This window comes from Bacillus sp. RB3, from assembly GCF_030164735.1.
GTDB lineage: Bacteria > Bacillota > Bacilli > Bacillales > Bacillaceae_G > Bacillus_A > Bacillus_A cereus.
Map to the genome: position 1 here is coordinate 1 of NZ_JASNGE010000103.1, position 464 is coordinate 464.

Consider the following 464-nt stretch of genomic DNA (forward strand, 5'->3'; position numbering starts at 1 on the left):
TCCGCGATTTGAAGCAACCATCGGAGTGGATAGGCTTGGCGTAATGAATCGATAAGAGAAAATCGTTCTTTCTTTAGGACCATTCCTTCCCGTGTAGATTTGGATTGCGCTTTTTTAAATACTCAACCTGTGCCTTCAAATAAGCATTTTCTTCTTCTAGACTATTAAAATTCTTTCGATTCCAGACACCACGTTGATCATCAAAGGACTCCCCTTGTTGCGCACGTTTTACCCACTCAATAATCTGGGCATCGCTCTTCACACCGAGTTGTTCACGAATTTCTCGCAATGATTTTCTCTCTTCTAATCGAAGACGAACTGCTTCTCGCTTTAGTTCTTCTGTATATTTTTGAAATGATTGTCCTTTTCTTGCCATAAAAAAATCCCCTCCAGATAAAACAGTATTGAGTCCATCATATCAGATGGACTCTTTTTTTACTGTCTACCTATAGGGGATAATACCA

1 pseudogene is annotated in these 464 nt (G+C 39.4%); it reads right to left on the reverse strand.

Annotation, left to right across the window (positions count from 1 at the left end):
* A pseudogene (locus QO049_RS30520) lies at positions 1-376 on the reverse strand (transposase); the annotation flags it as partial.
* Positions 377-464 lie beyond the last annotated feature (88 nt).